Consider the following 22,288-nt stretch of genomic DNA (forward strand, 5'->3'; position numbering starts at 1 on the left):
CGGGGGCCGCGCCGGTCGTTACACCGGCTGCAACCCGTTCCAGGACCAGCGGGGCACGGCCAGCCCGGCGGGGACTTCGCCGGGCGGCCCGGGGTAGGCGAGCACTTCGGCCACCGCCCATTCCATGTAGGACCGCAGCGCGGCGCGGAACTCCGGATCCGCGGGCAGGCCGGCGTCGTCCGCGGCCCGGACGAAGCAGGCCACGAACCGGCGGCCGAGGTCGCCGATGTCGCCGTTGCCGGCGTGCATCCTGAGCATCGCCGAGTGGTCGCTGCACTCCTCGGAGAACCGCGGCGGCCCGCCCATGACCTCGGCCCAGTACCAGGCGAGCCGCTCGACGTGCTGCGGGTGCTGCCCGGGGTGCGAGAACGGGTGGTTCAGCTCCGGGTCGGCCAGGCAGCGCTCGTGGTGGGCGGCGGCCAGCGCGCGGAACGCGGAGTCGCCGCCGGCGAATTCGTACAGCGTCGGACGCATCCGCCGAGCGTGGCACGCCGGACCGCCGGACGCCAGGGGGTCAGCGCGCCCCGGCGGCCGCGCGTTCGGCGGCGGGGGAGAAGCCGCCGAACGCGTCGACCGCCCGCCGGACGTCCTCGGTGACGAGGTCGTGGTTCAGCGCCCCGGCGGCGGCCGCGCCCTGGGCCGCGGCGACGATCACGGTCGCCCGTGCGTCGATGACGTTGCCCGCGGCCCACACTCCGGGCACGCCGGTCTTCCCGGACGGGTCGACGTCGCCTTCCTCGTACCCGAGACCGCGCAGCAGTTCGTCGTGCGGGACGGTCCGGGTGCGGAGGAACAGCGCCGTCCGCGGCACGAACCGGGCCCCGAGCTCGACGCCGGTGAGGTGGCCGTCTTCGCGCCGCACGGCGGTCACGACACCGTCGACCACGCGGATCCCGCGCGCGTCCAGCCGTTGACGGTCCTCTTCGGACACCGGCGTGGTGTGCGCGAAGTACACGAGGTCCGGCGACCACTGGCGGACCAGCAGGGCGTGCTCGACGCTCTCGGGTCCGGTGCCGAGCACGCCGAGCGGCTGGTCGCGCACTTCGTAGCCGTGGCAGTACGGGCAGGTCACCGCGTCGGTGCCCCAGCTCTCCCGCAGGCCGGGCAGGTCCGGCAGGTCGTCGTGGACGCCGGTGGCGACCAGGACGCGCCGGGCGGTCAGGTCCCGGCCGCCCGCCAGCCGGGCCGTGAAGCCCGGATCCAGCCGGGTCACGCTGTCTTCGATGATCTCGACGCCGTAGCCGGCGAGTTCTTCGCGGCCGGCCTTCAGCAGGTCGGACGGCGGCATGCCGTCCCGGGACAGGAAGCCGTGCATGTGCGACGCCGGCGCGTTGCGCGGGGCACCGCCGTCGACGACCGCGACGCGCCGCCGCGCCCGGCCGAGCATCAGGGCGGCGCTGAGTCCCGCGGCGCCGCCACCCACCACCAGTACGTCGAAGCTGTTGTTTTCGCTCATGCCGCCACCATGAACCCGGCTTGGCGAATCCGACAACTAATGTTGCCGTTTCCGGGACAAGCGGGTTTCCTGGAGGCATGACGGACGCGATCACCCAGGCCCTGGCCGAGGTCGGCCCCCGGCTCAAGCGGGTCCGCACGCAGCGGCGGGTCACGCTGGCCGACCTGTCGGCGGCGACGGGCATCTCGAAGAGCACGCTGTCCCGGCTGGAATCCGGCCAGCGGAAGCCGAGCCTGGAGCTGCTGCTGCCGATCGCCCAGGCCCACCAGGTACCGCTGGACGAACTGGTCGGCGCCCCGGAGGTCGGCGACCCCCGCGTCCGGCTGACCGCGCGGCGCATCCCGCGCCACAACGGCGCCGCGATGACGGTGCTGCCGCTGACCCGCCAGCCGGGCGCGCCCCAGGCGTTCAAGATGATCCTGGAGCCGGAGACGGGCGAGCCGGACCCGCAGGTCCACGAGGGCTACGAGTGGCTGTACGTCCTGTCGGGACGGCTGCGCCTGATCCTGGCCGATCGCGACATGACGCTGGGCCCGGGCGAAGCGGCGGAATTCGACACGCGGTTGCCGCACTGGTTCGGCGCGGTCGACGGGCGGCCGGCGGAGATCCTCAGCCTGTTCGGGAAGCAGGGGGAGCGGCTCCACCTGCGGGCGAAGTCCCGTTAGCCGAGTTCGCGCTGCATCAAGAGGGTGTCGAGCCAGCGGTCGTGCTTGAAGCCGACGCGGCGCAGCACCCCGGCGTCGGTGAAGCCCGCCGCGCGGTGCAGGTTTCGCGACGCCGGGCTGCCGGAGTCGACGATGACCGCGATCGCCTGCCGCGCACCGGCTTCCCCGCACCGCTTCACCAGCTCGTCGAGCAGGCGCCGCCCGTACCCGCGGCCGGTGGCGTCCGGGGCGAGGTAGATCGTCGTCTCCACCGCGTACCGGTACGCCGGCTTCGGCCGCCACGGCGTGGCCAGCGCGTACCCGAGGACCTCGCCTTCTTCGGCGAGGACGAGGAATGGCCACATGCTGTCGCGGATCTTCGCGCGCCACTGGGCCGCGGTCGGCGGCGTGGTTTCGAACGTGACGACGGAGCCGGTGGCGTACGGCGCGAAGACGGCCGCGATGCCTTCGGCGTCCGCCTCGGTCGCTTCCTCTATAGTGGACATGACTGGTATTATAGAGGAATGATTGATCCGGTGACGCTCGGCCGCCACCTGCACGACCTGCGCACCGGTCGCGGGCTGGCGCTGAATGCCCTGGCGAAGGAAGCGGGGGTCAGCGTCAGCATGCTGTCGGCCATCGAGCGCGGCGAGAAGACGCCGACGGTCGTGGTCCTGTCCCGGATCGCCGACGGCCTCGGGCTGTCCCTCTCCCGGCTGCTCGCCGACCTGGAGACCGACCGGGTGATCGTCCGCCGCGCGGCGGAGCAGGACCACGTCGCCGAACCCGGTGGCTGGCACCGCACGGTCCTGACGCCGGTCGTCCCCGGCGTCAACTTCGAATGGATCCGCACGACCCTGCCGCCCGGCTGTGACGCGGGCAGTTTCCCGGCGTACGCACCGGGTTCCCACGAGTTCGTCGCCGTCGAGTCGGGTGAGCTGTGCCTGGGCGTCGGCGAGGCGTCGTACGTCCTGGCGGCGGGCGATTCGGTGTACTTTCCCGCTGATGCCGCGCATTCCTACGCGAACCGCACCGAGAAGCCTTGTGTGTACTACGTTGCGGCGTTGATCATGCGGCCGCGGAAAACCGGATGACACCGCACCGGCAGGCGTGACACCCTCCGGAGCATGTTCCCCGTGTCCGATAGCGCGACGCTCGCAGGCTTGTCCCTGCCGAGCGCCCTTTCGGCACGGCCGCTTCCGGTCCTGTCCAGCGGCGCTCGAAGCTGACCCTTCCCCGATTTCCCCCGCCCTGGGCGCGAAACCGCCGGGGGAGGGTCGACGCGCTCCGCCCGGTTTCGCGCATTCTCGTTCCAGTGCAGGGAAAAGTCATGACCAAGCAACCGTACGTGCGGACCAAGCCGCACCTGAACATCGGCACGATGGGCCACGTCGACCACGGCAAGACCACCCTGACCGCCGCGATCACCAAGGTCCTGGCCGAGCAGGGCGGGGCCAACCGCTACGTCGCCTTCGACCGCATCGACCGCGCGCCGGAGGAGATCGAGCGCGGCATCACGATCAACATCGCGCACGTCGAGTACGAGACGCCGACCCGGCACTACGCGCACGTCGACATGCCGGGCCACGCCGACTACGTCAAGAACATGATCACCGGCGCGGCCCAGCTGGACGGCGCGGTGCTTGTGGTTTCGGCGCAGGACGGCGCGATGCCGCAGACGCGGGAGCACGTCGTGCTCGCCCGCCGGATCGGGGTCGAGCACCTCGTCGTCGCGCTGAACAAGGCCGACCTCGCCGACGACGAGGACCTGCTCGACCTGGTCGAGCTCGAGGTCCGCGAACTGCTGACCCGCTACGGCTTCGACGGCGACGCCGTCCCCGTGGTCCGGGTCTCCGGGCTGCGGGCGCTCGAGGGCGACCCGGTGTGGACGGGGCGGATCCTCGACCTGCTCGCCGCCGTCGACGAGCACGTCCCGATCCCGCCGCGCCGGCTCGACCTGCCGTTCCTGATGCCGATCGAGAACGTCCTGACCATCACCGGCCGCGGCACCGTCGTGACCGGCGCGGTGGAGCAGGGCACCTTGGCCGTCGGTGACGCGGTCGAGGTGATCGGGCTCGGCCCGGCGGTGACCAGCGTGGCCACCGGGCTCGAGACGTTCGGCAAGCCGATGGACCGCGCCGAGGCCGGTGACAACGCCGCGGTGCTGCTGCGCGGGGTGAAGCGCGGCGAGGTCCGGCGCGGCCAGGTCGTCTGCCTGCCCGGCAGCGTCCGGCCGCACCGGCGGTTCCGCGCGGACGTCCACGTGCTGTCGGCCGCCGAAGGGGGCAGGCGGACACCGTTCGCGGCGAACTACCGGCCGCAGTTCCACTTCCGCACCAGCGACGTCGTCGGGGTGGTCGCCCTCGCCGAGGGCGTCACGGTCGTCCGGCCGGGTGAGGCGGCTTCGCTGACGGTGGAGCTCGGTCAGCCGGTCGCGATGAGCCCGGGTCTCGGGTTCGCCATGCGCGAAGGCCGCCTGACGGTCGCCGCGGGCACCGTGCGCGAGGTGCTGGACTGAAGTCGGGCTCGTCCCCGCTCCGAGAGCGGGGACGAGCTTGACTCATCCGATCTTTTGCCTTTAGCTTGAGTCGCATTCCCGATCCGCCGTCGGAAGCAGTGCTTCAGCCGTTGCGAGATGAGGGAGATGTTGTGGGAAAAGCGTTGAGCCGCCGCCGTGCCGTCGCCTGGGGAGCCGCGGGTGCCGCGCTGCCATTGGTCGGATCTCAGGCCGCCGCAGCCGACGAACTGGGAAGCCGGCCGGGCCGCTTCTTCGACGTCACGACGTTCGGTGCGAAGGGCGACGGGCGCACCATCGACACCGCCGCGATCAACCGCGCGATCGACGCGGCCGCCACCCGCGGCGGAACCGTCTACTTCCCGGCCGGGACCTACGCGAGCTATTCGATCCACCTCAAGAGCAACATCGCGCTGTACCTCGCCGCGAACGCGACGATCCTGGCCGCCGCCCCGGCCGGCGGCCAGGGCTACGACCCCGCCGAACCGGGCGCGGGCAACCCGTACCAGGACTTCGGGCACAGCCACTGGCACAACAGCCTGATCTGGGGCGAGAACCTCGAGAACGTCACCATCGAGGGGCCCGGCAAGATCGACGGCAAGGGCTTGGTGGCCGGCGGCAGCGCGGAATCCGCGCCGCTCAACGGGAACAAGGCGATCGCGCTCAAGCTATGCCGCAACGTCGCGATCCGCGACATCACGATCGTCAACGGCGGGCACTTCGGCATCCTCCCCACCGGCGTCGACAACTTCCGCGTCGACGGCCTGGTGATCGACACCAACCGCGACGGCATCAACATCGACTGCTGCAAGAACGTGCGGATCGCCAACACGACGGTGAACTCCCCGAACGACGACGCCATCGTGCTCAAGAGCACGTACGCGCTGAACCAGGTGCGCGACACGGAAAACGTCACCATCGACAACTGCTTCGTCAGCGGCTACGACCTCGGCACCCTCGTCGGCGGCACGTTCAAGACGGCGGGGTACGGCCGCACGGGCCGCGTCAAGTTCGGCACCGAGTCCAACGGCGGCTTCCGCAACATCGCGATTTCCAACGTGGTCTTCGAGCACTGCCGCGGACTGGCCCTGGAAACGGTCGACGGCGGGTGGCTGGAGGACGTCACGATCAGCAACCTCACGATGCGCAACGTCCAGATGCCGCTGTTCCTCCGGCTGGGCGCGCGGATGCGCGGTCCGGCGGAGATCCCGGTCGGGTTCCTGCGCCGCGTGAGCATCAGCGACGTCACGACCCACGACGCGGATCCCCGGTACCCGTCGTGCTTCGCCGGGATCCCGGGCCACCCGATCGAGGACGTGAAGCTGAGCAACATCCGCCACCACCTGGCGGGCGGCCTGACGCCGGGCGACGCGGTGCAGAACCCGCCGGAGCTGGAAACCGCGTACCCGGAGCCGTCGATGTTCGGCACGCTGCCGGCGTACGGCTTCTTCGTCCGCCACGCCCGCGGAATCAGCTGGGACAACGTGGACGTGCGGTTCGGCAGGCAGGACACGCGCCCGGCGTACGTGCTGCGGGACGTGGCCGACGCCGACGTGCACCACTGCCGCGCGGACCAGGTGGCGGGCACGCCGACGTTCGTGCTCGACGGCGTGGACGACTTCCGGGTGAGTGACGGCCGCCCGGTGCCGGAGGCCCGGGTGGACCACGCGGATCACCAGGAGCTGTAGGGAGTTCCGGCCGGGTCCGCCGCCGCGGGACCCGGCCGGTCATCCCGGGCTCAGCGGCCGCGCGGTTTCGGGCAAACCGGCGGAAATCCGACCTGACCCCGCGTGGCGATCAAGCTGTCGCAAACCGGCCGGACCGCCCGTCCCGCGGCCGGTTCACTGGGGCCCATGAACGCACCATCGCCGCGGTGGCCCGCCGTTTTCGCCGTCACCGTCGGGATCTTCGCCATCGTCACCACCGAAATCCTGCCGATCGGGCTGCTGACGCCGATCGCGGCCGGGTTCGGCGTCTCGGCCGGGACCGCCGGCTGGACCATGACCGTGCCCGGCTTCGTCGCCGCCGTCGCCGCACCGGTGGTCACCGTCGCGGCCGGCCGGATCGACCGGCGGCGGATGCTGGGCGGCCTGATGGTGCTGCTCGCGGTCGCCGGCTTCCTCGCCGCCGCGGCGCCCGCGCTCTGGGTGCTGCTGGTCGCCCGGTTCCTGGTCGGCGTCGTCATCGGCGGCTTCTGGTCGATCGGCGTCGGCTTGGCGCCCCGGCTCGTCGGGGTGGGCGCCGCCGCGCGAGCGACCTCGGTGATCTTCGCCGCCGTGCCGCTGGGCTCGGTGCTGGGCGTACCGCTCGGCACCCTCGTCGGGCAGCTCGCGGGCTGGCGGACGGCGTTCTTCCTGCTCGGCGTGCTGAGCTTCGGGACCGCTGCCGCCCTCGTGCTCCTCACCCCACCCCTGCCCCCGGTGGAAGTCACGCGGGCCAGTGTCCTGAGTGGACTGTTGCGCCGCCGCGCGGTCCGAAGTGGACTGCTGGTGACGTTCCTCGTCGTCTTGGCCCACTTCGGCACCTACACCTACGTCACGCCGCTGCTCCGGGACGTCGTCCGGCCGGAGGTGCTCAGCGGGTATCTGCTCGCGTACGGCGTGGCCGGGATCGCGGGCACCTTCCTGGCCGGGCGGCACCGGGCCGGGTTCGCGCTCGCGGCGGCGGTGATCGCGGTGGCGGTCTTCGCGCTGCCGCACACCGGGCCGATCGGCGCGCTCGTGACCCTGGTGGCGTGGGGCCTGGCCTACGGCGGGGTGCCGGTCTGCTCCCAGGCCTGGTTCGCCCGCGCGGCGCCGGACGCACCCGAGGCCGCCACCGTCCTGTTCACGGCGTCCTTCCAGGCCACGCTCTCCGCCGGGGCGCTGGCCGGCGGCTTCGTGGTGGACGCCGTGTCGGTCCCGGCCGTCATGACCTGCGGGGGAGTGACCGCCCTCCTGGCCGCGGCGGTGATCCGGGCCGCTCGCCGCACCGGCGACGCCGCCGCCCGCCGCGAGCAGCCGGTCGAGTAGCCGACGCCCACGCCGCAGGGTCGACGTTCCACTGGCCGGAACACAACACTGTGCCGACCCGTCGGCGCGGTGCGACGGTCGGGGCATGGCTCCCGTGATGGCGGCGATCGTCGGCCCCGGCAACATCGGCACCGATTTGCTGGCGAAGCTGCGGCGCAGTGAAGTGATCGAAGTCGGATACGTGGTCGGCGTGGTCGAGTCCGACGGCCTCGAGCGCGCCCGCGCGCAGGGGATCGCGGCGTCCGCCGAAGGCGTCGACTGGCTGCTGCGCCAGGATCCCCTGCCGCGGCTGGTGTTCGAGGCGACGTCGGCGAAGGCGCACGCCGCGAACGCCCCGCGGTACCGGGCGGCCGGCATCCAGGCGATCGACCTGACCCCGGCGCACCTCGGCCCGATGGTGTGCCCGCCGGTGAACCTCGGGGCGCACCTCGACGCGCCGAACGTCTCGATGATCACCTGCGGCGGCCAGGCCACGATCCCGATGGTGCACGCCGTTTCCCGGGTGACCACGGTGCCGTACGCGGAGATCGTCGCGTCGGTGGCCTCGCGCGGGGCGGGCCCGGGGACGCGGGCGAACATCGACGAGTTCACGCGCACGACGTCGCAGGCGGTGGCCGAGATCGGCGGCGCCGGGCGCGGCAAGGCGATCATCATCCTCAACCCGGTGGAACCCCCGATGATCATGCGGGACACGGTGTTCTGCGCGATCGGCCTCGACGCCGACCGCGACGCGATCACCGCGTCGATCCACGAAATGGTCGCGGAGGTCCGGCAGTACGTGCCCGGCTACGCGCTGCGGGCGGATCCGCAGTTCGACGACGCGCGCGAGGAGTGGGACGGCCACGCGCGGGTCGGCATCTTCCTCGAGGTCCGCGGCAACGGCGACTACCTGCCCGAGTACGCCGGCAACCTGGACATCATGACCGCCGCGGCTGCCCGCGTCGGTGAATTGATCGCGCGCGCGAAGCAGGAGGTGTCGGCGTGAGTCGTCCCGAACTGCGCCACGACGTCCGGATCGTCGACACGACGCTGCGCGACGGCAGCCACGCGATGGCGCACCGCTTCACCGAGCAGCAGGTGCGGGACACCGTGCGCGCGCTCGACCGCGCGGGTGCCGAGGTGATCGAGGTGACCCACGGCGACGGCCTCGGCGGCTCGTCGTTCACCTACGGCTTTTCCGCCGTCGACGAGCTTCGCCTCATCGCGGCGGCGCGGGAAGAGGCGAAGCAGGCGACGATCGCTGTGCTGCTCGTCCCCGGCATCGGCACGGCGGAGGACCTGAAGCGCGCGTTCGACGCGGGCGCCGGGATGGTGCGCGTGGCGACGCACTGCACCGAAGCCGACGTCTCGCCGCAGCACTTCGGGCTGGCGCGGGAACTCGGGATGGAGACCGCCGGGTTCCTCATGATGGCGCACCGGACGCCGCCGGAAGACCTGGCGAAGCAGGCCCGCATCATGGTGGACGCGGGCTGCCAGGCGGCCTACGTGACGGACTCGGCGGGCGCGCTGCTGATGCACGAGGCCCGCGCCCGTTTCGAAGCGCTGGTCGCCGAGGTCGGCGACACGGCGTGGGTCGGTTATCACGGGCACCAGAACCTTTCGCTCGGCGTGGCGAACTCCGTCCTGGCGTACGAAGCCGGCGTCCGGTACATCGACGGATCGCTGTGCGCACTCGGCGCGGGCGCCGGCAACTCCCCGACGGAGGTCCTGGCGGCGGTGTTCGACCGGCTGGAAATCGACACCGGCCTCGACGTCGGCGGCCTGCTCGACGCGGCCGAGGAGGTCGTCCGCCCGTACCTGCACCGGTGGCCGAAGATGGACCGCAACGCGATCGTGCAGGGCTGGGCCGGGGTCTACTCGAGCTTCCTGCTGCACGCGGAGCGTGCGGCAGAGCGCTACGGCGTCCCGGCACAGGCGATCCTGCGCCGCTGCGGCGAGCTCGCACTGGTCGGCGGCCAGGAGGACATGATCATCGACGTCGCGGTGCAGCTGGCGGCGGAGAAGTAGGCCGGCCACGGCCATCGGTCAGGTACCGCGGCGGGTTCATGCCCCCTTGGCGGCGATGCCCCGTGCTCGGCTGCCGGCCGCACCGGTCCGGGCGGCCCGCGGTCGCGCACCGTGTCCGCGCTGACCGCATCGGTCGTGGCAGCCGCGGTCGTGCCCAGGCGCGCCGGGATGCCCGGCGCGCCCGGGCCAGTGCGTCAGGCGGGTTCGCCGAACCACTGCCGCAACGCCGCTTCGAGGCCGGCCGTCGAACCGTCCTCGCGGGCCCAGGCGATGTGCCCGTCCGGGCGGACCAGCACGCCCGTCAGCGCCGGCTCGCTGTCGCACTTCGCGGTCCGCACCCCGATCCGCCCGGCCCAGCCGCTCGCCTTCTCGCGCAGGCCGGCGTGGTCGGCCAGGTCGAGCAGGAGCGCCTTGCCGTCCTGGAGGTGCTCGCCGAGGCGGGTGCCGTCGGCGAACGTGAAGTCGGGCGCGGCGCGGCCGGTGAGGTCGTGCTCGCCTTCGATCGGGTAGCGGTGCAGGACGCCGGAGAGCTTCTTGGCGAGGTAGGTCGCGCCGTCGCCGGTGAGCAGCAGGTCGGTGACGACCTGGCGCAGCGCCTTCGTCCGCACGTCGCTGCGCATCAGCGCGACCTGGGCCCGGGTCCACTCGAGGACCCACTCGCCGATCGGGTGCCGCTCGGTCGTGTAAGTGTCGAGCAGGCCGTCGGGAGCCCAGCCGTGGATGGTCGCGGCGAGCTTCCAGCCCAGGTTGACGGCATCGCCGATGCCGAGGTTGAGGCCCTGCCCGCCGAACGGGGAGTGGACGTGCGCCGCGTCCCCCGCCAGCAGCACGCGACCCATGCGGTAGGTGGTCGCCTGCCGCGCGTTGTCGGTGAAGCGCGTCGCGCTGTGGACCTCGGCCACCCGGATGTCCGCCCCGGAGACCCGCCGGAAGCTGGCCTCGAGCTCCTCGGCGGTGACCGGCGCGTCGCGGTCCTCGGGCGGCCCGTCGAACTCGACGGTGAGCATCCGGCCGGGCATCGGCCCGTGCACGTACAGCCCGCCGGTGCCGTGCTGCCAGCCCGCGGGCAGCACGTCGGCGCCGGTCAGTTCGGCGAGCGCCTGCCGCCCGGTGATGGCGGGGTCGGTCCCGGGGAACTCGAACCCGGCTCGCTTGCGGACGAAGCTGCGGCCGCCGTCGGCACCGACGAGCCAGCCGGCGCGCACGGGCTCGCCGTCGGAGAGGTGCACGGTCACGCCGCTGTGGTCGGCGTCGAAGCCGGTGAGCTCGACGCCGCGCCGGATCTCGACCCCCAGTTCGGCGGCGCGGCCGGCGAGGATGGCCTCGACGTCCTGCTGCTGGATCACGACCACCCGGGCGGCGGGCCCGACGTCGCGGAAGGCGGGATCGCCGAAGTCGACGCCGCCCGAGGTGACCATGATCCCGGCGAAGTGCCCCACCGGCACGGTCTTCGGCCCGTTCCCGCCGCGTGACTCCAGGAACTTCCGGATCTGCTCGAAGTTCCGCTGCACGACCGCGTCCATCGCGGGCAGCAGACCCCGCCGGTAGAAGGCTTCGGCCGTGGTCAGGTTGACCGACCCGGCCCTGATCGTCTGGTCCGGCTCGGGCAGCCGTTCGACGACGAGCACGTCCACGCCCGTCAGCCGCAGTTCACAGGCCAGCATCAAGCCGACCGGTCCGCCCCCGGAGATCACCACATCCCTGTTCATGACGCCGATGATGCCCGGAAACTTTTACCGAGTCAAACTTTGGGCTCGGTCTATACTCTGCGGCATGGCGGACCCCGGACTGCGCGAACGGAAGAAGCAGGCCACCCGCCTGCTGATCTCGAACGTGGCGACAGGCCTCTTCATCCAGCGTGGCTTCGAGGAGGTGACGGTGGCGGAGATCGCCGAGGCGGCCGGCGTCTCGAAGATGACGGTGTTCAACTACTTCCCGCGCAAGGAGGATCTCTTCCTGGACCGCCACGCGGATCGGCTGGCCGAGCTCACGTCGGTGGTGCGCTCCCGGCCCGCCGGGGTGTCGCCTTGCACGGCGTTGCGCCGCCACCAGCACTCTCTCCTGGCTTCCGGTCATCCGCTGTCCGGCGCCATCGCCGGCGGCCCGGGCTTCTGGTGGGTGCTGACCTCGAGCCCGGCCCTGATGGCCCGCTGGTACGAGCAGGAGCGCGAGATCGCGGCGGCGTTCGCCGAGGTGTTCACCGAGGAGACGGGGGACGCGTTCCGCTCCCGGATGGTGGCGGGCCTGCTGACGACGGCGATCACCACGGTGTTCGCGCACGCGATGGGCCGCATCGTGGCGGGGGATGACGCGGAGGTGGTCCGGCGGGAGCAGGTGGCGGTGATCGATCAAGCCTTCGACCTGGTGGAGCGCGGGGTGGGTGACTTCCCCGGCACCGGCGCGGCGTCCTGAACGCCGGCGCCGGAGTTCAGGACGCCGGAGCAGCTGTCACCGGGGGCTCAGCGAAGGGCTTCCTTCGCGCCCCGGGTCACCGCGTCCGCCACGGCCGCGAGGGCCGGCGAGTCGAGCTTCCACTGCTGCCAGTGCAGCGGGACGTCGAGCGGCCGGTCCGGGGCCAGGTCCACCAGTGCGTCCCCGCGGGGGGCCGCTTGCAACTCCGGGACCATGCCCCAGCCGAGGCCGGCCGCGACCGCGTCCACGAAGGACTCCGAAGCCGGGATGTGGTGGCGGACCAGGGTGAAGGCGCGGCGGCGGGTCAGCCCGCGCAGGAACCTGTCCTGCAGGTCGTCTTTGCGGTCGAACATGATCACCGGGGCGGTGGGGAGGACCTGGGGGAGCGGGCCGGAAGACAGCCGCCGGGAGATGAACGATGGGGACGCCATGGCCCGGTAGCGCATCCGGCCGAGGCGGCGGGACGTGCAGCCCTGCACCGGCTGCGGCGCCGCGGTGACCGCGGCCATCACCAGGCCCTCGCGCAGGAGCGCCGCGGTGTGGTCCTGGTCCTCGCGCTGCAGGTCGAAGCAGAGGCCGAGGTCTTCGGGAATGCCTGCCAGTGCGGGGAGGAACCACGTGGCGAGCGAGTCGGCGTTCACCGCGATCGACAACGTGCGTGGGCCGGACGAGCCCAGGCCGAGTCCGGAGAGGGCGTCCTGCTCTAGTTGGGCCAGCGACCTGGCGAAGCGGACCAGGACCTGGCCGGAGGAGGTCAGCTGGATCGGCTTGGTGCGCAGCAGCAGGACCCGGCCGGTGCGTTGCTCCAGGGCCTTCACCCGCTGGCTGACCGCGGACGGCGTCACGTGCAGCACCGCCGCGGCGGCGTCGAAACTTTGCTCGTCCACGACGGCGAGCAGCGTCTTGACCTGGTCGAGCGGCAGATCGGACATCATGAGCGCTAATGTTACGTAAGAATCTTTAGCTGGAGTAATGTAGCGGCCCGGTCATACCGTGAGAGGGTGCTCCCTCTCCTGCTGGCCGGCTTCGCAACCTGCCTCTCCCTGATCGTCGCCATCGGGTCCCAGAACGCCTTCCTGCTGCAACACGGCCTGCGCGGTGGCGTGGTCGCCCCGCTGGTCGTCATCTGCGCCGTGTCCGACCTCGTGCTGATCGGGCTCGGGGTCGGCGGGATCGGTGCCGTGCTGGAGCGGTGGCCGGCCGCGATCGGGGGCATCGCCATCGGGGGCGGCCTGTTCCTGCTCGGCTACGGCGCGGTCGCCGCGCGGCGGGCGTTCCGGCCGTCGGTGCTGACCGTCGGCGAGGAACGCACACCACTGCGCAAAGCCGTGCTCACCTGTGTGGCCTTCACCTGGCTGAACCCGCACGTGTACCTCGACACGGTCCTGCTGCTCGGCTCGGTGGCGGTCGCCCACGGCGACGGGCGCTGGCTGTTCGGGCTGGGCGCCGGGATCGCCAGCGCCGTCTGGTTCAGCGCACTCGGCTTCGGGGCGCGGAAGCTGGCCGGGGTGTTCGCGAAGCCGATGGCCTGGCGCGTGCTGGACGTCGTGATCGCCGTGACGATGACCGGGCTGGGCGTGACCATGCTGCTCAGCCGGACGTGATCACCACAGCTGGCCGCGCTCCGACGCCGGTGGCCGCTCCAGTTCCAGCAGGAACTCCTTCCGCTTCAGCCCGCCCGCGTACCCGGTGAGCTTGCCGTCCCGGCCGACGACGCGGTGACACGCCACCAGAATGCTCAGCGGGTTGCGCCCGACCGCCGCGCCGACCTCGTGCGGCAGCCCGCCGACCGCCCGCGCCAGCTCGCCGTACGTCGCCGTGGCGCCGTACGGGATTTTCGCGATTTCGGCCCACACCGCGCGGTCGGCACCGGAGCCGTCCGCCCGCACCGGCACGTCGAACACCGTGCGCTGGCCCGCGAAGTACTCCTTCAGCTGCCGGACCGCCTCCGGAAACGCCGCGTCGTCGCGCGCGCCGAACGCGGTGCGATCCGGGCGGGTCCAGTGGTTCGGGAAGTAGACGCCGGTGACGACGTCGCCGGCACCGACGAGGGTCAGCGAGCCGATCGGGGAATCCACCATCACGTGCTTCATCAAGTCTCCCAGGTGGTGCCGTCTGCCCGGACCCCGCGCAGGCCGGGGAGCGGGCAGCCGGCCGAAGCCGACGTCAAAACCGTCCGATGTGGACTCCAGGACGTCGACCGCAGCAGCCGCCGCGTCATGCCCGCCCAGCCGGCCGGGGTGGCGCTGACCACCCAGGCGTCCGGCTCCGGCGCCGCGAAGCGCCGGGCCTGGCGCAGCCACGATGCCGCCACCTCCGGCCACGTCACCGTCGCCAGCACGACTCCGCCCCACGCCTCGGCGATCCGCTCGCCGCCGGCTCGCGAGGCCGGGTCCGCCGCCGTGCCGATCACGATGTGCCGGGCCCGCCCGAGCAGGCCCAGGAGCGCCTCGAGTTCGGCGGAAGTCATGCCGCGTCGTGGAACACGAGGCCGAGGGTGTGGCGGCGGCCCGAACGGACCACCGAGACGCCGTGGCGCACCGGGGCCGCCGACCAGCCGCGCGCCGAGCGGACCGGCCGGTCGCGGGTGGTGAACACCAGGCCGTGGCCCTGCGGGATGAGGGTCGCGGTGCCGCGCGACTGCGCGCGCGGCCGCTGCTCCACCAGGAGGAACTCACCGCCGGTGTGGTCGGTGCCCGGGTCGTTGAGGTTGAGCACGACCTGCAGCGGGAACACCTTGTCGCCGTAGAGGTCCCGGTGCAGCGCGTTCCAGCCGCCCGTCTCGTAGCGCAGCAGGATCGGCGTCGGCCGCCGCTGCCCGGCGGCGTGGCAGACCGCCAGCCACTCGTCCAAAGTGGACGGCCAGTCCGCCTCGCGGCCCAGCCGGGCGGACCAGTCCCGCGCGATCGGCAGCAGCCGCGGGTAGAGCGCCTGCCGCAAGCGCTGCACCGGTTCCGGGAACGGCGAAGTGAAGTAGTGGTAGTCGCCGTTGTCCCCGAAGCGGTGCCGTCGCAGGTTCACCGTCGCCCGGAAGTGCGACGGTTCGTCCCACAACGCGACCAGCCGTGCGCACTCCGCCGGGGTGAGCAGCTGCGGCAGGAGGGCGCAGCCGTAGTCGTCGACTTCGGTGGCCACCGCGTCCCAGTCGGCCGCGGCGACGCGTTCTTCGAACGTGGTCATGCCGCCTCCATCGTCAGCAGCGTCCGCTTGGCTGCTTCGCCGCCCGCGTACTGGCCGTACGACCCGTCGGACCGGACGACCCGGTGGCACGGCACCACCACCGGCAGCGGGTTGAGCGCGCACGCGGTACCGACCGCGCGGACCGCCTTCGGGCTGCCCGCGGCCGTCGCGACCTGCGCGTAGCTTTCGGTGTGGCCGTAGGCGATCTCGGGCAGGTGATCCAGCACCGCCCGGCGGAAGCCCCGCGCCAGCCGGAAGTCCAGCGGGACGTCGAAGGTCTGCCGCTCGCCGGTGAAGTACTCGTCCAGCTGGCGGGTGACCGGGTCGAGGCGGGCCGGGGCGCGCAGGATCCGGGGGCTGATCGCCGCGGCCAGCTCGGCCAGTACCGCGTCGTGGTCCTGGCGGTCGAAGGCCACCTTCACCAGGCCCTGCTCGGTCGCCGCCAGCAGCAGCGAGCCGACCGGGGTGTCGACGGTGTGGTAGGCGACGTCCAGCAGTCCCCGGCGGGAAGCGTCGGCGACGAGCCGCTCGTGCATGGGGTGCGGATCGAGCTCGTACAGCTCCGGACGCGACGTGAAGAAGAAGTCCGTCATGAGTGCGCTCCTTCCAAGGGGTAGCCGGCCCGCAGCGCCTTGACGCCGTCGGCGGCCGCCCGGCGGGCGGCATCGGCGGTGCCCCCGGTGATCTCCGCGACCTCGCGGTAGGGCAGCCCGGCCAGGTAGTGGTACGCAACGGCGAGGCGTTGCTTGTCCGGCAATCTCGCCAGCGCGTCCCACAGGTCGCCGTTCCACGCCGGGGCGCGGCCGGGCCGGTCCGGGACTTCGCCGACCGGGACCGGACGGCGGGCCTCGGCCCGCGTGACGTCGATGGCCTTGCGGTGCGCGATCGTGACGAGCCACGCCTGGACGTTCGCGTCGGCCGGCAGCTCCGGGTACGCCTTCAACGCCGCCAGGAAGGTCTCCGACCAGGCGTCTTCGGCGTCGGCGGGGCCGAGCACGGCCCGGCAGACCCGGAGGACCATCGGCCCGTGCTCGGCCACGATCTGCTCGAACGGTTTCACGATCACACCTGGTAGACGTCCGGGGCCGCCGGAACGTGAGATCACGTCTTCGCGGTACCGGTCACGACGGTCGCGCCCCGCTCGTCGCACTCGTGCACGCGGGGCGCCAACCCGGCCACCGCAAGGATTTCCGCCAGTACCGGCGCCTGCCGTTCGCTCGATTCGACCAGCAGGGTCCCGCCCGGGGCGAGCCAGTGCGGCGCGCCCGCGGCGACGCGACGGGCGAGGTCGAGGCCGTCCGCGCCGCCGTCGAGCGCCACCAGCGGCTCGTGCAGGCGAGCTTCCGGCGGCATCGTCGCGACGGCGTCCGAAGGGACGTAGGGCACGTTGGCCAGGAGGATGTCGACGCGGCCCCGCAGGGACGCCGGCAGCGCGTCGTAGAGATCGCCCTGGTGGACGTGGGCGTCCGGGAGGTTCAGCCGGGCGCACTCGACCGCGGCGGATTCGACGTCGGCGGCGTACAGCTCACGCGGCGAACGCAGCGCGGCGAACGCGGCCCCCAGCGCACCGGAGCCGCAGCACAGGTCGAGCACCACCGGGTCCGGCGGGGCGAGCGAGACGGCCACGTCGACGAGGAACCCGGTGCGGTGCCGCGGCACGAACACCCCGGGCCGCACGGTGATCCGCAGGCCGTGGAACTCCGCCCAGCCGAGCAGGTGTTCCAGTGGCAGCCCAGCGACGCGGCGCTCGACCAGCGCGTCGAGTTCCGCGGACGTCGTGGCGGCGGCGACGAGGAGATCGGCCTCGTCCTCGGCGAACACGCAGCCCGCGGCGCGCAGCCGGGAGATGACAGTGGGAGTGTCCAACAGGGAGGGAGCCTACAAGACCTGCACCGCGTCGCCGGCGTTGAGCCCGTCGAAGAACGCGGCCGAGTCGGTGTCGGTGAGGTGGACGCAGCCGTGTGACGGCGCGTCGAGCGGTCCCGCGTGGAAGGCGATGCCCCCGGCGGCGAAGAACACCGAGTTGGGCATGTCGGTGCCGTACACGCTGCTGCGGTGCTCGCGGTCCTTCCACACGACGTGGAACGACCCGGCGGGCGTCGCCTGGTCGGGCGGCCCGAACCCGGCCGGGACCGGGCCGCGCACCACCCGGCCGTCCCGCAGCAGCCAGGCCAGCCGCTGCGCCAGGCTCACGCAGGCGCCGGTCGTGACGGCGCACGGCGGCGCGGGTGGTGGAGTGCTCGTAGCCGGGGTGGTGGTGGCCGGCGCGCTCGTCCGGGGCAGCGGCGCCGGCTCGGCGATCGGGCTCGGCGTCGTGGTGCGTGGCGCCGCGCAGGCCGCCGTGACCAGCACCGATCCCAGCAGGGTCGCCACCCCGGTCCTGCGCATCCGTCGTCCCCTTCGCCGAAGTCCTGCCGGGGGTCAATACGGGTGAACGGCCCCGAAGGTTGAGTCGCGCCGCCCCTGCGGCCACGGCGTGGGTTACCCGGGGCGGCCGGGATCGAATCAGGGGCGGATGGGGCAGGATGTCCGGATGATCCCGCGTCGTGCGTCCGGAGCCGTGCTCGCTGCCCTCGTCGGGCTCGTCGTGTTCGTCGTGTTCGCCGGGCCCGCCTCGGCCCACACCGAGCTCGAGGCCAGTTCACCCGCGGAAGGCGCTTCGCTCGCGACGGCACCGACGCAGCTGGAGCTCACCTTCGGCGAGCCGGTCACACTGCCGCCGGACCCGGTCAAGGTCATCGGCCGCGACGGCACCGCGTGGCCGACCGGCGCCGCGACCGTGGCCGGCGGGGTCGTGACCGTCCCGGTGACGCCGTCCGGTCCCGCTCAGGCCTACACGCTGACCTGGCAGGTGGTCGCGAAGGACGGGGACAACGTCACCGGCACCGTGCACTTCAGCCTCACCGCCCCGGCACAGGCGGCGACCACCGCGCCCGGCTCCGCGGCTCCCGTCACCCTCGACTCCGTCGGCATCCCGGGCTGGCTCTGGGTGCTGGTCGCGGTCGTCGGCCTGCTCGCGGTGATCGTCGTCGGCGTGCGCCAGCTCCGGGGCCGTCCCAAGGACTAAGCGTCAGGCCACCATCGCGAAGCTGCCGTAGTACTCGCCGTCGAGGACCCGGGTGCCACTGCGGTCGGGGCTGACCTCCGCGCCGACCCAGCCCTGGAACGCGCCGGCGTCGTCGATCACCTGGAGCAGCGGGCGCACGTGGCTGTTGAGCATGTAGCACCCGCCGTAGGACAGGCATTCGCACCAGAACTCGTAGCTGTTGCGCCGCCCGCCCAGGTCGCCGGTCAGGTAGTAGAACCGCCGGTTGCCGCTGTCGGCGAGCTTCTGCACGCACGCGTCGTACCCGGCGGCGTCCGGAAGCCCGCAGCAGGAAGCCTTGTCACAACCCGCGTTGTACTGCACGTACCCGAGGCACGAGCCGTCCGTGCAGGCGTTCCAGGTGGGGCCGACACCGAAGCTGCCGCTGCCGGCCGCGCCCCGGCGCAGGGTGGTGATCTTCTTGTTGTTCCAGCTGTGCGCCTCGTACAGGTACGTCCGCTGCGTGGCGCGGATGGTGCTCATCGAGGCCTTGCTCGTCTGGGCCAGCGAGGCGTTGCTGCCGTACGCGAAGCCACCGGTGATCGAGTACGTGTCGGTCACCAGCTCCATCCGGCCCAGGCCCGGGTGCAGCTCGGAGACCGCCCAGGTTTCGCCCAGGTTCACCGCGGTCGTGGTGCCGTCGATGGTGCTGCTGGTCCAGGTGATCGCCACCTGGCCGGACGTGGCGTCGTAGGCGTAGGTGCCGGTGAAGTGGCCGTTCGGGTCGCCGGTGAAGCCCGGCGCGGTCTTGATCGGGCAGTTGTTGCGGGGATTGGTGCCCGGCTGGAATTCGCCGCAGTAGTAGACGTCTCCGCTGCTGACCGGAACCGGGAAGTCGTGCTGGCTCCAGGTCCAGAAGTTGTGCTGGACGGTGTTGCCTGCCGGGTCGAACACGAGGTAGCCGAGCCGCAGGTAATTGTGGCCGGGTGCCTCGGTGAAACCGGCGACGCTGACCACCCAGTTCTGCTTGCCCAGCGGCGTCGGCGCGGCGTGCGCGGCGGACGCGCCGAGCAGCGTCGAAGCGAGCACGGACACGACGACCGCTGCGAACACGCCGATCCGGCGCAAAACCCCCATTTTCATGCGGGCATCGTAACCCATGATCAACCTGCGCCGGATTCGAAGAGATCGATGGATGGCCCGATTTCACCGGAATACCGTAATCGGGGATCGGGGATCGACAATGGGCCGCGGTCGGCGATTCGGCCGGAATCCCGGGAAACGCCCGGGAAGAGCGACCGATCACCCCGGCCGGGGACTGATCGCTCGGGAGGCCCTTACAGCCACGTGCCGGCCTCCGGCCCCCGGAATCCAGGTTACCGGGGCACACCGACAATTCCTGCTCACCCCGCAGCCGGGCCACCCCGCAGCCGGGCCACCGCGCAGCCTGCTCACCCCGCAGCCGGGCCCGCCCGATCGGGTGGGAAGCTGCTTTCCCCACCCGGCGGCGGGGTTCGGTGAGTACCGTGGATCGCGGGGGGACCGGGGGGAGCGGCCGTGACCGGCCCGCCGTGTCCGCGCCGATCGGCCGCGCACCGGGAGGAGACCCGATGACCGCCACCACGGACAGCCCGCGCCTGCCGTTCGAGCGGCCGAACGTCCTGGAGATCGCTCCGCTCTTCGAAGTGCTGCGCCGCCAGGGCCCGGTCGTGGCGGTGACCACCCCGGCCGGGGACCCGGCCTGGCTGGTCACCGGGTTCGAGCAGGTCCGCGCGGTGTTCGGCGATCCGAGGTTCGGCCGCTCGCACCCGGCGCCGGAGGAGGCGTCGGCGCTGTCGGACGCGGCCATCCTCAGCCGTCCGCAGGGCGACCACGAGACCGAGCACACCGAGCACGCGCGGATGCGGCGGATGCTCGTGCCCGCCTTCTCCGCCAACCGGATCCGCCGGCTCGCCGGCCACGTCCAGGAGTTCGCCGACGGCTGCTTCGACGCCATGGAGCGGGCCCGGCACGCCGACGAGCCGGTCGACCTGCACGAACACCTCTCGTTCCCGCTGCCGGTGCTGGTGATCTGCGAGCTGCTCGGCGTCCCGTACGAAGACCGCGACACGTTCCGGGTGCTGTCGGACCGGATGGGCCGGATGGACATCGGCGACGGCGCGGAGGCGGCGCTGGACGAGTTCACCGCCTACATGAGCCGGCTCGCGGCGGCCAAGCGGCGCGAGCCCGGCCAGGACGTCGTCTCGGACCTGGTCCGTGCACAGGCAAGCGACCCGACGTTCGGCGACGACGACCTCGCCCGGCTCGGCGCCGGCCTGCTGTTCGCCGGCCACGAGACGACGTCCAACCGGATCGACCTCGGCGTGCTCTACCTGCTCACCGACCTCGCCCGGCGCGACGCGCTGGCCGCCGACCCCGAAGGCCGGGTGCACGGCGTGGTCGAGGAAATCCTGCGGCTGTCCGCACCGAGCGGGCTCGGCGTCCTGCGGTACGCCCACGACGACGTCGAGCTCGGCGGCGTGCCGATCGCGCGCGGCGACGCGGTCGTGCTGTCGCTCGCGGCCGCGAACCGGGATTCGTCCGTGTTCCCCGCCGCGGAGACGTTCGACGCGGACCGCAAGCCGAACCCGCACGTCGCCTTCGCCTACGGCGGCTGGTTCTGCATCGGCGCCAGCCTGGCCCGCACCGAGCTGCGCGTCGTGTTCGGGTCCCTGTTCCGGCGGTTCCCGGGGCTGCGCCTGGCCGTCGGCGTGGATGAACTCCAGGTCCGGACCAACCGTGTCACCGGGGGAGTGGACCGCGTGCCGGTCCTCTGGTAGACCATCGGCGGCCGCTAGTGGAGGAAAAGACGTGACCCTGTGGGACAAGCTCGGAATGGACGACAAGCTCGTCAAGGTGCTGCAGGAGATCCCGCCGGGTCCCGACGCGTCGGAGTTCGGCCGGGCCTACGTCACGATCCACCAGCTGGCCGTCGAGCTCGACCAGCGGTTCCCCGAGGTCCGCAAGCAACTGGACGTGCCGCTGGGCGGCGGCGCCACCCGGCACTCCGGTCTCGTCGAACTGCTGGGCAAGGAGCTGGTGGAGAAGATCAAGCGCTACGGCGACGTCTACCCGATCGAAGCCGCGCAGCTTTCGTCGGTGCGGTTCCGTGAGGTGCGGCTGCGCGGTCCGGGCGGGCGTGACCTGGTCGGCGCGTCGAAGACCGACCTGCCGTTGATCCGCCTGCGGCCCCGGGACTGAAGCGGTGCTCGCCCCGCCGGTCCGGGTCCTGGTGGCCGAGCGCGACCCGGCGGTGCGAGCCCGCCTGAGCACGATCCTCGACGAGGCGGACGGCATCGAGCTGGTCGGCGCGGCCCCCGACGCCACGGCGGCCCGCGTCACCCTCCGCCGGCGCCTGCCGGACGTGCTGCTGCTGGACCTGCGGCTGAGCTGGCCGGACGCGCTGACCCGCCGCCCGGCGGTGGTGGCGTTGGCGACGTTCGACTCGGACGCGGGGATCCTGCGCGCCCTTCGCGACGGCGCGGCGGGGTTCGTGCTGCGGTCGGCCCGGCACCGGGACCTGCTCAAGGTGGTCCGGCTGGCGGCGGACGGCCACGTGGTGCTGTCCCCGGACGCCGCCCGCCGGCTGGTGGCGGCGGCGACCCGGCTGTCCGGCCCCCGCGACGAGCGGCCGGCGCTGGTGGACCGGTTGTCGGCCCGGGAGACCGAGGTGCTCGCCGGGGTGGGGTCGGCGCTGACGAACGCGGAGATCGCCGCGCGGCTGGGGCTGCCGGAGCCGGTGGTGCGCGACTGCGTGGCGAGGGTGCTCCGGAAGCTCGGGTGCGCACACCGGACGGCGGCGGGCCTGCTGGCCTACGAGCGAGGGCTGTACCGGCCGCACGTGCACCGGACGCCCTGACCGCCCCGAAGCCGCGAATGCCACCTCCAGGGACTTTTACGTCTCTGAAGGTGGCTCGGAGTCATGGGGTTGTTGCAACACCGCTTGGAGGAAGGGGTGGTTGTGATGGCTCGGGTGCGGAAGTTCCGTTGGTTGCCGCG

General features: G+C 72.5%; 26 protein-coding genes. 13 read left to right on the top strand and 13 right to left on the bottom strand.

The annotated features are described in order from the left end of the window. Nucleotides 1-18: 18 nt before the first annotated feature. Together AB0M80_RS42540 and AB0M80_RS42545 are read right to left on the bottom strand one after the other, a co-directional pair. On the bottom strand, nucleotides 19-474 hold the full coding sequence (locus AB0M80_RS42540; protein WP_364576235.1) for a group II truncated hemoglobin: 456 nt from the start codon (nucleotides 472-474) through the stop codon (nucleotides 19-21). Between the two features lie 40 nt (nucleotides 475-514). Continuing rightward, nucleotides 515-1,456: an NAD(P)/FAD-dependent oxidoreductase gene (locus AB0M80_RS42545; RefSeq protein WP_364576236.1), complete on the bottom strand. Its 942-nt coding sequence runs from the start codon at nucleotides 1,454-1,456 to the stop codon at nucleotides 515-517. Nucleotides 1,457-1,533: 77 nt separating this feature from the next. On the opposite strand from AB0M80_RS42545, the gene AB0M80_RS42550 reads away from it, so the two are divergent. Next, nucleotides 1,534-2,121: an XRE family transcriptional regulator gene (locus tag AB0M80_RS42550; RefSeq protein WP_364576237.1), complete on the top strand. Its 588-nt coding sequence runs from the start codon at nucleotides 1,534-1,536 to the stop codon at nucleotides 2,119-2,121. Here the strand turns inward: AB0M80_RS42550 and AB0M80_RS42555 are convergent. Then, nucleotides 2,118-2,606 (bottom strand): N-acetyltransferase family protein, encoded by a 489-nt coding sequence (locus AB0M80_RS42555; protein WP_364576238.1) that lies wholly within the window; start codon nucleotides 2,604-2,606, stop codon nucleotides 2,118-2,120. The genes AB0M80_RS42550 and AB0M80_RS42555 overlap by 4 nt on opposite strands. A gap of 18 nt (nucleotides 2,607-2,624) precedes the next feature. Between AB0M80_RS42555 and AB0M80_RS42560 the strand changes: the two genes are divergently transcribed. The 6 genes from AB0M80_RS42560 (at nucleotide 2,625) to dmpG (ending at nucleotide 9,633) form a co-directional block, all read left to right on the top strand. Next, nucleotides 2,625-3,194: an XRE family transcriptional regulator gene (locus AB0M80_RS42560; RefSeq protein ID WP_364576239.1), complete on the top strand. Its 570-nt coding sequence runs from the start codon at nucleotides 2,625-2,627 to the stop codon at nucleotides 3,192-3,194. Nucleotides 3,195-3,430: 236 nt separating this feature from the next. Then, the gene (gene tuf, locus AB0M80_RS42565; protein ID WP_364576240.1) at nucleotides 3,431-4,618 is read left to right on the top strand and encodes an elongation factor Tu; all 1,188 of its coding nucleotides are present in this window, start codon (nucleotides 3,431-3,433) and stop codon (nucleotides 4,616-4,618) included. Nucleotides 4,619-4,812: 194 nt separating this feature from the next. Then, the gene (locus AB0M80_RS42570; RefSeq protein ID WP_364576261.1) at nucleotides 4,813-6,303 is read left to right on the top strand and encodes a glycoside hydrolase family 28 protein; all 1,491 of its coding nucleotides are present in this window, start codon (nucleotides 4,813-4,815) and stop codon (nucleotides 6,301-6,303) included. 165 nt (nucleotides 6,304-6,468) lie between these two features. Continuing rightward, entirely contained in the window at nucleotides 6,469-7,626 is a 1,158-nt protein-coding gene (locus AB0M80_RS42575; protein ID WP_364576241.1) for an MFS transporter, read from the top strand. An 85-nt stretch (nucleotides 7,627-7,711) separates the two neighbouring features. After that, entirely contained in the window at nucleotides 7,712-8,611 is a 900-nt protein-coding gene (locus AB0M80_RS42580; RefSeq protein WP_364576242.1) for an acetaldehyde dehydrogenase (acetylating), read from the top strand. Next, entirely contained in the window at nucleotides 8,608-9,633 is a 1,026-nt protein-coding gene (dmpG, locus tag AB0M80_RS42585; protein ID WP_364576243.1) for a 4-hydroxy-2-oxovalerate aldolase, read from the top strand. The genes AB0M80_RS42580 and dmpG overlap by 4 nt, the downstream gene beginning before the upstream one ends. A 194-nt stretch (nucleotides 9,634-9,827) precedes the next feature. Here the strand turns inward: dmpG and AB0M80_RS42590 are convergent, their stop codons facing one another. Next, nucleotides 9,828-11,342: an FAD-dependent monooxygenase gene (locus tag AB0M80_RS42590; protein ID WP_364576244.1), complete on the bottom strand. Its 1,515-nt coding sequence runs from the start codon at nucleotides 11,340-11,342 to the stop codon at nucleotides 9,828-9,830. A 64-nt stretch (nucleotides 11,343-11,406) separates the two neighbouring features. On the opposite strand from AB0M80_RS42590, the gene AB0M80_RS42595 reads away from it, so the two are divergent. After that, entirely contained in the window at nucleotides 11,407-12,045 is a 639-nt protein-coding gene (locus AB0M80_RS42595) for a TetR/AcrR family transcriptional regulator (RefSeq protein ID WP_364576245.1), read from the top strand. A 47-nt stretch (nucleotides 12,046-12,092) separates the two neighbouring features. On the opposite strand, the gene AB0M80_RS42600 is transcribed toward AB0M80_RS42595, so the two are convergent. Beyond that, the gene (locus tag AB0M80_RS42600; protein WP_364576246.1) at nucleotides 12,093-12,980 is read right to left on the bottom strand and encodes a LysR family transcriptional regulator ArgP; all 888 of its coding nucleotides are present in this window, start codon (nucleotides 12,978-12,980) and stop codon (nucleotides 12,093-12,095) included. A gap of 66 nt (nucleotides 12,981-13,046) precedes the next feature. On the opposite strand from AB0M80_RS42600, the gene AB0M80_RS42605 reads away from it, so the two are divergent. Then, on the top strand, nucleotides 13,047-13,649 hold the full coding sequence (locus tag AB0M80_RS42605; protein WP_364576247.1) for a LysE family transporter: 603 nt from the start codon (nucleotides 13,047-13,049) through the stop codon (nucleotides 13,647-13,649). Here the strand turns inward: AB0M80_RS42605 and AB0M80_RS42610 are convergent, their stop codons facing one another. Genes AB0M80_RS42610 through AB0M80_RS42640 form a run of 7 tightly spaced genes read right to left on the bottom strand, consistent with a single transcriptional unit; the run spans nucleotide 13,650 to nucleotide 17,613 of the window. Beyond that, complete coding sequence (locus tag AB0M80_RS42610; RefSeq protein WP_364576249.1) at nucleotides 13,650-14,138, bottom strand: methylated-DNA--[protein]-cysteine S-methyltransferase; 489 nt, start codon at nucleotides 14,136-14,138, stop codon at nucleotides 13,650-13,652. After that, nucleotides 14,138-14,515 carry a hypothetical protein gene (locus tag AB0M80_RS42615; protein ID WP_364576250.1) on the bottom strand — a complete coding sequence of 126 codons (378 nt, stop codon included), beginning with the start codon at nucleotides 14,513-14,515 and terminating at the stop codon, nucleotides 14,138-14,140. Before AB0M80_RS42615 ends, AB0M80_RS42610 begins: the two co-directional genes overlap by 1 nt. Further along, a complete protein-coding gene (locus AB0M80_RS42620) occupies nucleotides 14,512-15,225 on the bottom strand; it encodes a 2OG-Fe(II) oxygenase (protein WP_364576251.1) in 714 nt (237 codons plus the stop codon). The genes AB0M80_RS42615 and AB0M80_RS42620 overlap by 4 nt, the downstream gene beginning before the upstream one ends. After that, nucleotides 15,222-15,818 (bottom strand): methylated-DNA--[protein]-cysteine S-methyltransferase, encoded by a 597-nt coding sequence (locus AB0M80_RS42625; protein WP_364576252.1) that lies wholly within the window; start codon nucleotides 15,816-15,818, stop codon nucleotides 15,222-15,224. Before AB0M80_RS42625 ends, AB0M80_RS42620 begins: the two co-directional genes overlap by 4 nt. Further along, nucleotides 15,815-16,291: a sigma-70 family RNA polymerase sigma factor gene (locus tag AB0M80_RS42630; protein ID WP_364576253.1), complete on the bottom strand. Its 477-nt coding sequence runs from the start codon at nucleotides 16,289-16,291 to the stop codon at nucleotides 15,815-15,817. The genes AB0M80_RS42625 and AB0M80_RS42630 overlap by 4 nt, the downstream gene beginning before the upstream one ends. Before the next feature lie 35 nt (nucleotides 16,292-16,326). Continuing rightward, on the bottom strand, nucleotides 16,327-17,091 hold the full coding sequence (locus AB0M80_RS42635) for a putative protein N(5)-glutamine methyltransferase (RefSeq protein ID WP_364576254.1): 765 nt from the start codon (nucleotides 17,089-17,091) through the stop codon (nucleotides 16,327-16,329). A gap of 12 nt (nucleotides 17,092-17,103) precedes the next feature. Then, a complete protein-coding gene (locus AB0M80_RS42640; RefSeq protein WP_364576255.1) occupies nucleotides 17,104-17,613 on the bottom strand; it encodes a L,D-transpeptidase in 510 nt (169 codons plus the stop codon). Nucleotides 17,614-17,758: 145 nt separating this feature from the next. On the opposite strand from AB0M80_RS42640, the gene AB0M80_RS42645 reads away from it, so the two are divergent. After that, on the top strand, nucleotides 17,759-18,292 hold the full coding sequence (locus AB0M80_RS42645; RefSeq protein ID WP_364576256.1) for a copper resistance CopC family protein: 534 nt from the start codon (nucleotides 17,759-17,761) through the stop codon (nucleotides 18,290-18,292). A gap of 3 nt (nucleotides 18,293-18,295) precedes the next feature. Here AB0M80_RS42645 and AB0M80_RS42650 read toward each other — a convergent pair whose 3' ends face one another. Continuing rightward, nucleotides 18,296-19,393: a hypothetical protein gene (locus AB0M80_RS42650; RefSeq protein WP_364576257.1), complete on the bottom strand. Its 1,098-nt coding sequence runs from the start codon at nucleotides 19,391-19,393 to the stop codon at nucleotides 18,296-18,298. 467 nt (nucleotides 19,394-19,860) lie between these two features. Here AB0M80_RS42650 and AB0M80_RS42655 point away from each other — a divergent pair, with 467 nt between their 5' ends. The 3 genes from AB0M80_RS42655 to AB0M80_RS42665 are packed head-to-tail and all read left to right on the top strand — an operon-like array spanning nucleotide 19,861 to nucleotide 22,148. After that, nucleotides 19,861-21,069, top strand: a complete 1,209-nt coding sequence (locus AB0M80_RS42655; protein ID WP_364576258.1) for a cytochrome P450 — start codon at nucleotides 19,861-19,863, stop codon at nucleotides 21,067-21,069. 31 nt (nucleotides 21,070-21,100) lie between these two features. Continuing rightward, nucleotides 21,101-21,490: a hypothetical protein gene (locus AB0M80_RS42660; protein WP_364576259.1), complete on the top strand. Its 390-nt coding sequence runs from the start codon at nucleotides 21,101-21,103 to the stop codon at nucleotides 21,488-21,490. 4 nt (nucleotides 21,491-21,494) lie between these two features. Next, nucleotides 21,495-22,148 carry a response regulator transcription factor gene (locus AB0M80_RS42665; protein ID WP_364576260.1) on the top strand — a complete coding sequence of 218 codons (654 nt, stop codon included), beginning with the start codon at nucleotides 21,495-21,497 and terminating at the stop codon, nucleotides 22,146-22,148. The last annotated feature ends 140 nt before the right edge of the window (nucleotides 22,149-22,288 follow it).

It is taken from the genome of Amycolatopsis sp. NPDC051045 (assembly GCF_040682955.1).
Lineage (GTDB): Bacteria > Actinomycetota > Actinomycetes > Mycobacteriales > Pseudonocardiaceae > Amycolatopsis.

Excerpts from the sequence above, each read along its gene's own strand:
- AB0M80_RS42595 (WP_364576245.1), top strand. The coding sequence starts at position 11,407 with ATGGCGGACCCCGGACTGCGCGAACGGAAGAAGCAGGCCACCCGCCTG.
- AB0M80_RS42650 (WP_364576257.1), bottom strand. The coding sequence starts at position 19,393 with ATGAAAATGGGGGTTTTGCGCCGGATCGGCGTGTTCGCAGCGGTCGTC.
- AB0M80_RS42620 (WP_364576251.1), bottom strand. The coding sequence starts at position 15,225 with ATGACCACGTTCGAAGAACGCGTCGCCGCGGCCGACTGGGACGCGGTG.
- AB0M80_RS42575 (WP_364576241.1), top strand. The coding sequence starts at position 6,469 with ATGAACGCACCATCGCCGCGGTGGCCCGCCGTTTTCGCCGTCACCGTC.
- AB0M80_RS42655 (WP_364576258.1), top strand. The coding sequence starts at position 19,861 with ATGACCGCCACCACGGACAGCCCGCGCCTGCCGTTCGAGCGGCCGAAC.
- AB0M80_RS42615 (WP_364576250.1), bottom strand. The coding sequence starts at position 14,515 with ATGACTTCCGCCGAACTCGAGGCGCTCCTGGGCCTGCTCGGGCGGGCC.
- AB0M80_RS42590 (WP_364576244.1), bottom strand. The coding sequence starts at position 11,342 with ATGAACAGGGATGTGGTGATCTCCGGGGGCGGACCGGTCGGCTTGATG.
- AB0M80_RS42580 (WP_364576242.1), top strand. The coding sequence starts at position 7,712 with ATGGCTCCCGTGATGGCGGCGATCGTCGGCCCCGGCAACATCGGCACC.
- AB0M80_RS42560 (WP_364576239.1), top strand. The coding sequence starts at position 2,625 with ATGATTGATCCGGTGACGCTCGGCCGCCACCTGCACGACCTGCGCACC.
- AB0M80_RS42625 (WP_364576252.1), bottom strand. The coding sequence starts at position 15,818 with ATGACGGACTTCTTCTTCACGTCGCGTCCGGAGCTGTACGAGCTCGAT.
- tuf (WP_364576240.1), top strand. The coding sequence starts at position 3,431 with ATGACCAAGCAACCGTACGTGCGGACCAAGCCGCACCTGAACATCGGC.
- AB0M80_RS42645 (WP_364576256.1), top strand. The coding sequence starts at position 17,759 with ATGATCCCGCGTCGTGCGTCCGGAGCCGTGCTCGCTGCCCTCGTCGGG.
- AB0M80_RS42600 (WP_364576246.1), bottom strand. The coding sequence starts at position 12,980 with ATGATGTCCGATCTGCCGCTCGACCAGGTCAAGACGCTGCTCGCCGTC.
- AB0M80_RS42540 (WP_364576235.1), bottom strand. The coding sequence starts at position 474 with ATGCGTCCGACGCTGTACGAATTCGCCGGCGGCGACTCCGCGTTCCGC.
- AB0M80_RS42545 (WP_364576236.1), bottom strand. The coding sequence starts at position 1,456 with ATGAGCGAAAACAACAGCTTCGACGTACTGGTGGTGGGTGGCGGCGCC.
- AB0M80_RS42555 (WP_364576238.1), bottom strand. The coding sequence starts at position 2,606 with ATGTCCACTATAGAGGAAGCGACCGAGGCGGACGCCGAAGGCATCGCG.
- AB0M80_RS42610 (WP_364576249.1), bottom strand. The coding sequence starts at position 14,138 with ATGAAGCACGTGATGGTGGATTCCCCGATCGGCTCGCTGACCCTCGTC.
- AB0M80_RS42640 (WP_364576255.1), bottom strand. The coding sequence starts at position 17,613 with ATGCGCAGGACCGGGGTGGCGACCCTGCTGGGATCGGTGCTGGTCACG.
- AB0M80_RS42550 (WP_364576237.1), top strand. The coding sequence starts at position 1,534 with ATGACGGACGCGATCACCCAGGCCCTGGCCGAGGTCGGCCCCCGGCTC.